The organism is Nocardia sp. NPDC058497 (genome assembly GCF_042720195.1).
Lineage (GTDB): Bacteria > Actinomycetota > Actinomycetes > Mycobacteriales > Mycobacteriaceae > Nocardia.
In genome coordinates this window covers 1-8,993 of sequence record NZ_JBHXMY010000017.1, presented here as the reverse complement: position 1 = coordinate 8,993, position 8,993 = coordinate 1, and the positions used below count along the sequence as shown (strand labels likewise).

Here is an 8,993-nt window from a genome sequence, read left to right as displayed (position 1 = left end):
TCAGCCGCTCGATCCGCGGCGCGCGCGCGCCGGCCAGCCTGTTACGGCGTTCCACCACCAGGAAGGCCAGCGCCCGCGCCACGTCCTCGGTCGAATCGACCCGCAGCTTGGCCAGGCTCTCGCCGTCGCCGACCTTGATCCCGACATCGGGGCCCGACAGCACCCGGAACGCCTTCTCGTCGGTGACGTCGTCGCCGAAGAACACCGCGGCCGACGCGCTCTCCTGGTGCCGGATGGTGTCGAGCGCGGTGCCCTTGTCGGTGGGGATCACCGCGAGCTCGATCACCGCCTTGCCCTCGGTCACCTGAACGCCGACCCAGCAGGCCGGGCCCTGGCGCACGGAATTCAGTGCGCGCCTGCCGATCTCGGGGCTGGCGTTGCGCACGTGCAGCGCGGCGCTGGCCGGCTTCATCTCGACGGCGACGCCAGGGTTCTCGGCGGCGATCTGGGTGAACGCGGAGTTGATCTCCGTCAGCAGTTGCTTGGCGTCGTTGTCGATCGCGTGCACGAAGCCCACGTCGAACTCGGAGCCGTGACTGCCGATCAGCTGCACCTCGACCGGCAGGCGCGACAGCGCCGCCAGATCACGTAGTGCCCGACCGGAAATCACCGCCGCGGTCGTGTTCGCCAACCCCGCCAGCGCGCGTAAGGCGCTCACCGATTCCCGTTGGGGAAACGCTTTGGCGGGGTCGGACACGATCGGGGCGATAGTCCCGTCGTAGTCCGAGGCAACCAAGAGCCGTGGCACGCGCGCAACCGACGCCAGTGCACGGCGGACTTCCAAGGGCAGATCCTGTGCGCTCACGCATCCAACCTAGTGATGGGAGGAGTTGATCAGGGGGCGCGAAAAACAATACTGCGTCAATTTCGCCGCGCGGGCGGCGCGGCGGGTTGTGCGCTCGGGTGTCGGCCGGTGGCTCGCGACCGCGTCGCTAATTCCGGGCCTTTCGCCCATCGCGGCAGACCCTGTTCGCCGAGCTCATCGTGCCCGTGGGCCCGGTGGCGACGCCCGCGTGGCTGGTAGATGCATGGTTCCGCATATGCGACGTCGGCTATGCATCTTCCCAGGGGAAGGCGCGCAGCCGACGCGTGTCAACAGCTGTGGGGGATTTGTCGTCTATCCGCGATCGCCCAGCAACAGGTCGACGGTGAGCTCGAGTCGTTCCGTGACGTCGGTCGCGGACGCGCGCCGGGTGAGCCACGCGACCAGGTTCGACAGCCACACATCGGAGATGACCCTGGCGATGGCGAGCTGTCGCTCGGTGGGCTCGCCGTCGCTCATCGCGCGGGCGAAGACCCGGTCCATCACCTTGCCGACGCGATCGACCTCGGCCGCCGCGGAGGCGTCGGCGAACATGAACGCCCGGGTCATGGCCTCGGTGAGCAGCGGGTCGCGCTGCATCATCCGGGTGATCTGGGTCAGCAGGCCGTGCATGCGCTCGGACGGGTCGACGCCGCCAGGCAGCGGCCTGCGCCTGCTCTCGAACTGCTCGAATTCCCTGGCCAGGGCCGAGACGAGCAGGTGCACTTTGGATGGGAAGTAGCGGTAGAGGGTGCCGACGGCGACGTCGGCCCGCTCGGCTACAGCGCGCATCTGGACGGCGTCGTAGCCGCCCTTGGAGGCCAGCGCCAGGGTGGCGTCGAGAATGCGCTTGCGGCGCTCCCGCTGGGCGTTGGAGCTCAGTTCATCCTCGGACAGTGTCGTCACGGTGGGCGTTGGGGCCGGACTGTCCATCGAGAAAGCCTTTCGCGGGATGCGTCTGAAATGTCGACCCAGGGTAGCTCTCTTGACTTACCCCCGGCCCAGATATTAGAACATGTTCTAGGAGTGGGAGCCACGCCGGAAGGGCGGATTTTCTTGTGACCATCGCCACCACTGACGAGCATAAAGCCGCCGCGGAGTCACTGCGGGGCTGGGCGAGTTCGGTCGCGCCGATTGCAACAATGCGGGCCGGCGGTGCCGGAAGCTGGCACGAGTACTGGCCCGCGCTGACCGAGTTCGGCCTCTTCGAGGTCGCGCTCGACGAGGAGCACGGCGGACTGGGCGGCACCGTGGCCGACCTGGCCGTGCTGCTGGAACAGACCGCCGACGACCTGGTCGGCGGTCCGGTGCTGGCCACAGCCCTGGCCGGGTTGATCACCCAGGGCGCGGTGACCGGCGGCGCGCCGTGCGGTGTCGCCGTGCCGGGCGAGCGGCCGACCGCGACAGCGGTGGGTTCGGACGCCGACGGCTGGACCGTCACCGGCGCCTGGGAGTACGTCTACGGCGCCGACAAGGACACTCAGGTCCTGGTGCCCGCGAGCACGCCGGACGGCACGCGCTGGTTGCTGCTCTCGCCCGCTGTGGTGACGATCACGGCGCTGCCGAACGCCGACCACACCGTGCCGCTGGCCCGGGTGGAGGCCGCCGGGGTCGCGGTGTCGTCGAGCTTCGCGCCCGACGCCGACGTCACCGACCTGTTCGTCGCGCTCGCGGTAGCCGAACTGGCCGGTATCGCGGGCTGGTGCCTGCGCACCGCGGTCGACTACGCCAAGGTCCGTGAGCAGTTCGGCAAGCCGATCGGCAGCTTCCAGGCGATCAAGCACATCTGCGCCTGGATGCTGTGCCGCACCGAGCTGATCCGCGCCGTCGCCGCCGACGCCGCCGCCGCCATCGACGAGGGCGGTGCCGAATTGCCGATCGCCGCCGCCGTCGCCGCGGCCGCCGCGCTCGACGCCGCGGTCGACACCGCCAAGGACGCCATCCAGGTGCTCGGCGGCATCGGCTTCACCTGGGAACACGACGCGCACTTCTACCTGCGCCGGGCCAGCTCGCTGCGCCAGCTGCTCGGTGGAACGGCGCGCTGGCGGGCCAGGGTCGCCGAGCTCACCAGGGCCGGGCAGCGCCGCACCACCGGCGCCGAGCGCGTCCTCGGTGACGCCGCGGGCGATTCCGCGCTGACCGCCGAGATCGCCGCCATCGCCGCGCTGGCGCCCGCGGAGCAGCAGCGCGCACTGGTCGAGGGCGGCTTCGTCATGCCGCACTGGCCGAAACCGTATGGGCGCGAAGCTGATCCGATGACGTGCCTGCAGATCGCCGAACAGCTGCGCCGCGCCGACCTGGAGACCCCCGATCTCGCGGTCGCGGGCTGGGCGGTGCCGACACTGCTGCGCTTCGGCACGCCGGAGCAGATCGAGCGCTTCGTCTGGCCGACCCTGCACGGCGAGGTGACCTGGTGCCAGCTGTTCAGCGAACCGGGCGCCGGCTCGGACCTCGCGGCCCTGCGCACCACGGCCGAGAAGGTCGACGGCGGCTGGGTGCTGCGCGGCCAGAAGGTGTGGACGTCCCTGGGAACGATCGCGAACTGGGGCATCTGCCTGGCCCGCACCGATCCCGCCGCGGCCAAGCACCGCGGGATCAGCTACTTCCTGGTCGACATGCGTGCCGCCGGCGTGCAGGTACGCCCGCTGGTCACGATCACCGGTGAGGAACGCTTCAGCGAGGTCTTCCTCGACGACGTGTTCGTGCCCGACGACGGACTGGTCGGCGCGCTCAACAACGGCTGGAAGATCGCGCGCACCACCCTGTCGGCCGAGCGGGTCGCCATGGGCGGCGGCGGAATCGGCGGCGCGCTGGAGGCGCTGCTGGACCGTTTCCCCGTCGGCGGATGGGGAACTGAACTGCGTGAGGACCGCTTCGGCGACCTGATCACCTCCTCGATCGCCGGCTCCTTGCTGGAGCAGCGGATCGCGGTGGCGACCATGGCCGGAGTCGACGCGGGCGCCCAAGCCAGCGTCCGCAAACTCGTCGGTGTGCGGCACCGGCAGGACCTGGCGGAGTACGCCCTGGAGCTTTCCGGTCAAGAAGGCTCCCTGGAAAACGAAGCCCTGAAAGAATTCTTGCTCACACGCTGTCTCTCCATCGCGGGCGGTACCGAGCAGATCCTGTTGACCGTGGCCGCCGAACGGATTCTCGGCCTGCCGCGCGATGCGGACAGTTAGCTCGATGAGGGAGGACGCCGTGGACTTCACCCGCGACGAAAGCGCCGACGCCGTAGCCGAGGTGGTCGTGAGCCTGCTCGAACGTGAGCAGGCGCGAGATATGGAATTGTGGCCGAGCCTGATCGACTCCGGCCTGCTCGCGGTCGCCGTGCCCGAGCAGTTCGGTGGCGACGGGATGGGCCTGCTGGAGGTGTCGGCTCTGCTCATGGAGCTGGCCACCGACGCGGTGGCGGTGCCAGCGCTGCCGACCTTCGGGTTCGGCGTGCTGCCGCTGCTGCCCTCGCTGTCGGAGGAGCTCGCCGGGCGCGTTGTCGCCGAGGTCGGCAAGGGCACCGTGCTCACCGCCGCGCTCAGCGAGCCGGGTTCGCCGTTCACCACCGCGCCGACCACCAAGGCGGTCCGCGACGGTGACACCGTGCGGATCACCGGTCGCAAGGTCGGCGTGATCTACGCCGAGCAGGCGCGCTGGATCCTGGTGCCCACCGACGCGGGCGTCGCGCTGGTGGAATCGGTCGCGCCGGGGCTCCGGATCATCCCGGTCGCCGGTTCGGCGGGCATCCCGGAGGCGACGCTGGTTCTCGACGAGGTCGAGATCCCGGCCGACCAGTTGCTGCCAGCCGAGGTGCTGCCCCGGCTGCACCGGCACGCGCTGGCTACCATCGGCGCGGTCGCCGACGGCCTGCTGAAGGGCGCGCTGACGCTGACCGCCGAGCACGTGCGTACGCGCGAGCAGTTCGGCAGGCCGCTGGCCGAGTTCCAGGCGGTGGCCCAGCAGATCGCCGACCTGTACGTGGTCTCGCGGACGCTGCACGTGGCCGCCGAGTCGGCGTGCTGGGCGCTGGCCCAGGACGACTCGTCGCCCGAGCATCAGCACCGCGTCGACGAGGACCTCGAGGTGCTCGCCTACTGGGCGGCCACCGAAGTTCCGCGCGCCATGCAGAAATGTCATCACCTGCACGGTGGACTGGGTGTGGATATCACCCACCCGATGCACCGCTACTACTCACAGGCCAAAGACCTCGCCCGTCTGCTCGGCGGCGCGGGCCTGCGCCTCGACCTCCTGGGAGCAAGATGTTCATCGATCTGACCGCTGAACAGCGGCGGTTGCGCGAGGAATTGCGTTCCTATTTCGCCGATCTCGTCACCCCCGAGGAAGCGGCCGCGATGGCCGTCGACCGGCACGGCGACGCCTACCGCGAGGTGGTGCGCCGGATGGGCCGCGACGGCTGGCTCGGTGTCGGCTGGCCGAAGGAGTTCGGCGGCCAGGGTTTCGGCCCGATGGAACAGCAGATCTTCTTCAACGAGGCGGTGCGCGCCGATGTGCCGCTGCCGCTGGTGACCCTGCTGACCGTCGGCCCGACGCTGCAGAAGTACGGCACCGACGCGCAGAAGCAGAAGTTCCTGCCCGGAATCCTGTCCGGTGACATCCATTTCGCGATCGGCTACTCCGAACCCGAAGCGGGTACCGACCTGGCCGCGCTGCGCACCACCGCTGTGCGTGACGACAACGGCGACTGGATCGTCAACGGCCAGAAGATCTTCACCACCGGCGCGCACGAGGCCGACTACGTCTGGCTGGCCTGCCGCACGGGCTCGGTGGAGTCGCGCCACCGCGGTATCACCATCCTGATCGTCGACACCAAGGATCCGGGCTACTCCTGGACCCCGATCATCACCTGCGACGGCGCCCACCACACCAACGCCACCTACTTCGACGACGTGCGGGTACCAGCGGAGATGCTGGTCGGCGAGGAGAACCGCGGCTGGCGCCTGATCACCACCCAGCTCAACCACGAGCGGGTCAGCCTGGGCCCGTCGGGCAAGATCGAGCAGCTCTACGACCGCCTGCACGAGTGGTCGGCGCAGCACCAGCTGCTCGGTGAGCCGGAGGTGCGCCGCGCGCTGGGCCGGGTGCGCACTATGGTGCGGCTCAACGAGTTGCTGAACTGGCAGGTCGCCGCCGCCGATCCGGCCGCCGCGCAGAACACCGTGATCGCCGACGCCTCGGCCACCAAGATCTTCTCCACCGAGTCGCTGCAGGAAGCGGGCCGGGTGGTCGAGGAGATCGTCGGCCGCTACGGCGATCCCGCCGAGCCGGGCACCGCCGAACTGCTCGGCTGGCTGGACCGGCGCACCAAGCAGAACCTCGTCGTCACCTTCGGCGGCGGCGTCAACGAGATCATGCGCGAACTGGTCGCCTCCGCCGGCCTGGAACTGCCGCGCGTCCCCCGATGAACTAAGGAGCAGGGCGTGCCGGAAAGCATTACCCCCGAAGACATTCCCGAAGCGCTGGCGAAACTGGCCGCGGCAGGCGAGTCCGCGCCGCGGGCCGGGCGCGACCCGGTGAACCAGCCGATGATCCACAACGGGGTCGAGGCGATCGGCGACACCAACCCGATCTACGTCGACGAGGCCGCGGCCAAGGCCGCCGGTCACCCCGGCATCGTCGCCCCGCCCGCCATGGCCCAGGTGTGGACGATGAACGGTCTGCACGGCGTGCGCACCGCCGACGACCCGCTCGGCCTGGCGACGCAGCTGCTCGACGACGCGGGCTTCACCTCCGTCGTCGGCACCAACTGCGAGCAGACCTACCACCGCTACCTGCGGTCGGGGGAGGAGGTGACCGTCGCCAGCCGGCTATCGGAGTTCAAGGGCCCCAAGCGCACCGGGCTCGGCGACGGCTGGTTCCTTACCTTCACCACCACCTGGTCGGTCGGTGACGAGGTGGTCACCGAAATGCTGTTCCGCATCCTGAAATTCGCGCCCGCCGCGAAGGAAGCGGCAGCACCGGAGGCAAGCGACATCGCCCTCGCGCCCGCCGACCGCGTCGGCCCGGTCATCTCCAAGGACACCGAATTCTTCTGGGCCGGTACCGAAATCGGCGAGCTGCGCATCCAGCGCCTGCCCGACGGTTCGCTGCGGCACCCGCCGGTCCCCGCCCTGTGGCAGGACAAGGCAGAGGCCACCGATTACATCGTCGCCGCGGGCACCGGGACCGTGTTCAGCTTCGTCGTGCACCACGCGCCGAAGGTTCCCGGCCGCGAGCTGCCGTTCGTCGTCGCCCTCGTCGAACTCGACGAAGGCGTGCGCATGCTCGGTGAGTTGCGTGGCATCGATCCGGGCGAGGTCGCGATCGGCCAGCCGGTGCGCGCCGACTTCGAAAAGCTCGCCGACGGAACAGTGCTGCCGTTCTGGCAGGCCGTGCGATGAGCGGCGCCTACAGCCCCCGCAGCGCATCCCGGTGCGCCGCCGCGGGCCGCGCCGCGACGCCGACCCGCTCCGCCCGTCCGGAAAGGACGCCTCGATGACCTCCACCGTCGAACCCGCCGCCGTCGCGGTGGGAACCACGTTGCCGGAGCTGGTGATCCACGCCGATCCCACCTTCGTGATCAGTACGGCCCTGGCCACCAGGGACTTTCAGGACGTGCACCACGACCGCGACAAGGCGGTCGAGCGCGGCTCCAGCGACATCTTCGTCAACATCCTCACCGACACCGGTCTGGTGCAGCGCTTCGTCACCGACTGGGCCGGGCCCAGCGCCCTGGTGAAGTCGATCGCGCTGCGGCTGGGTGTGCCGCTGTATGCCGGTGACACGCTGACCCTCTCGGGCACCGTCACCGCGGTGTCCGGCGCGCTGGTCACCATCGATGTGCGTGGCCGCGACAGTCTCGGTGAGCACATCACGGCGACCGCGGTGATCGCCCTTCCCTCTCTGGAGCAGTCATGACAGGCCTGTCCGGGCATGCCGCCATCGTCGGCATCGGCGCCACCGATTTCTCGAAGGACTCCGGCCGCAGCGAATTGCGTTTGGCCGCGGAGGCCGTCAGCGCGGCGCTGGCCGACGCGGGCCTCACCCCCGCCGACGTCGACGGCCTGACCACCTTCACGATGGACACCAACACCCAGGCCGCCGTGGCCAGGGCGGTCGGCATCCCGAGCCTGAAGTTCTTCAGCCACATCGGCTATGGCGGCGGCGCGGCCTGCGCGACCGTGCAGCAGGCCGCCATGGCGGTGGCCACCGGCGTCGCCGATGTGGTGGTCGCCTACCGCGCGTTCAACGAGCGCTCCGGCGCCAGGTTCGGGCAGTTCTCGCCCGCGCTGGCGGCCGCGCCGACGTCCTCGGGCATCGACGCGGGCTGGGCCTACCCGCAGGGTCTCGGCACGCCTGCCGCGCAGGTCGCCATGGTGGCCCGCCGGTACATGCACGTCACCGGCGCGACCAGCGCCGACTTCGGCGCCGTCGCGGTGGCCGACCGCAAGCACGCCGCGGTGAACCCGAACGCCTTCTTCTACGGCAAGCCGATCACCCTGGAACAGCACCAGGATTCGCGCTGGATCGCCGAACCGCTGCACCTGCTCGATTGCTGCCAGGAGTCCGACGGCGGCGTCGCCATCGTGGTCACCAGCGCCGAACGCGCCCGCGACCTCCCGCAGCGCCCCGCGATCATCGCGGCCGCCGCCCAGGGCAGCGGCGCCGACCAGTACGTGATGACCAGCTACTACCGCGACGCCATGACCGGCCTGCCGGAAATGGGCCTCGTCGGTGACCAGCTGTGGGCGCAGAGCGGCCTGAGCGCCGCCGATATGCAGGCCGCGATCCTCTACGACCACTTCACCCCGTTCGTGCTCATGCAGCTCGAGGAACTGGGCTTCTGCGGCCGCGGCGAGGCCAAGGACTTCATCGCCGACGGCGCCATCGAGATCGGCGGCAGGCTCCCGCTCAACACCCACGGCGGACAGCTGGGCGAGGCCTACATCCACGGCATGAACGGCATCGCCGAGGCGGTCCGCCAGATCCGCGGCACCTCGGTCAACCAGGTCGACGAGCTCGAACGCATCCTCGTCACCGCCGGCACCGGCGTCCCCACCTCGGGCCTGGTCCTGACGTCATAGACAATCGGACCGCGCGCACGGCGGGGGGGGGGGGGGGGCACGCCCCCCCCCCCCCCCCCCGGAGGGCCCCCCCCCCCCCGGGCCCCCCCCCCCCGGGGCCCGAAGGGGGGCTAAAAAAA

Annotated in this window: 8 protein-coding genes; 6 read left to right on the top strand and 2 right to left on the bottom strand. The window is 70.2% G+C overall.

The features are described 5' to 3' along the window. Both otsB and kstR read right to left on the bottom strand, forming a co-directional pair. Nucleotides 1-805: trehalose-phosphatase (otsB, locus tag ACFWPJ_RS02515; protein WP_378846143.1), on the bottom strand; the 805-nt coding region annotated here is incomplete at its 3' end. A gap of 312 nt (nt 806-1,117) precedes the next feature. Next, nucleotides 1,118-1,735, bottom strand: coding sequence for a cholesterol catabolism transcriptional regulator KstR (gene kstR / locus ACFWPJ_RS02510; RefSeq protein ID WP_378846141.1), 618 nt, complete (start codon nt 1,733-1,735; stop codon nt 1,118-1,120). A 125-nt stretch (nt 1,736-1,860) separates the two neighbouring features. On the opposite strand from kstR, the gene ACFWPJ_RS02505 reads away from it, so the two are divergent. From ACFWPJ_RS02505 to ACFWPJ_RS02480, 6 genes are all read left to right on the top strand, one after another. Then, entirely contained in the window at nt 1,861-3,981 is a 2,121-nt protein-coding gene (locus tag ACFWPJ_RS02505; RefSeq protein WP_378846139.1) for an acyl-CoA dehydrogenase family protein, read from the top strand. 4 nt (nt 3,982-3,985) lie between these two features. After that, nucleotides 3,986-5,068, top strand: a complete 1,083-nt coding sequence (locus ACFWPJ_RS02500) for an acyl-CoA dehydrogenase family protein (RefSeq protein WP_378846136.1) — start codon at nt 3,986-3,988, stop codon at nt 5,066-5,068. Next, the gene (locus ACFWPJ_RS02495) at nt 5,053-6,216 is read left to right on the top strand and encodes an acyl-CoA dehydrogenase family protein (RefSeq protein ID WP_378846133.1); all 1,164 of its coding nucleotides are present in this window, start codon (nt 5,053-5,055) and stop codon (nt 6,214-6,216) included. The genes ACFWPJ_RS02500 and ACFWPJ_RS02495 overlap by 16 nt, the downstream gene beginning before the upstream one ends. 15 nt (nt 6,217-6,231) lie before the next feature. Then, complete coding sequence (locus tag ACFWPJ_RS02490; protein WP_378846130.1) at nt 6,232-7,191, top strand: bifunctional MaoC family dehydratase N-terminal/OB-fold nucleic acid binding domain-containing protein; 960 nt, start codon at nt 6,232-6,234, stop codon at nt 7,189-7,191. Nucleotides 7,192-7,285: 94 nt separating this feature from the next. Further along, entirely contained in the window at nt 7,286-7,708 is a 423-nt protein-coding gene (locus tag ACFWPJ_RS02485; protein WP_378846127.1) for a MaoC family dehydratase, read from the top strand. Next, nucleotides 7,705-8,874, top strand: coding sequence for a lipid-transfer protein (locus tag ACFWPJ_RS02480; RefSeq protein WP_378846126.1), 1,170 nt, complete (start codon nt 7,705-7,707; stop codon nt 8,872-8,874). The genes ACFWPJ_RS02485 and ACFWPJ_RS02480 overlap by 4 nt, the downstream gene beginning before the upstream one ends. Nucleotides 8,875-8,993 lie beyond the last annotated feature (119 nt).

Coding starts and splice junctions, on each gene's coding strand:
- kstR (WP_378846141.1), bottom strand. CDS start 1,735: ATGGACAGTCCGGCCCCAACGCCCACCGTGACGACACTGTCCGAGGAT.
- ACFWPJ_RS02500 (WP_378846136.1), top strand. CDS start 3,986: ATGAGGGAGGACGCCGTGGACTTCACCCGCGACGAAAGCGCCGACGCC.
- ACFWPJ_RS02495 (WP_378846133.1), top strand. CDS start 5,053: ATGTTCATCGATCTGACCGCTGAACAGCGGCGGTTGCGCGAGGAATTG.
- ACFWPJ_RS02485 (WP_378846127.1), top strand. CDS start 7,286: ATGACCTCCACCGTCGAACCCGCCGCCGTCGCGGTGGGAACCACGTTG.
- ACFWPJ_RS02480 (WP_378846126.1), top strand. CDS start 7,705: ATGACAGGCCTGTCCGGGCATGCCGCCATCGTCGGCATCGGCGCCACC.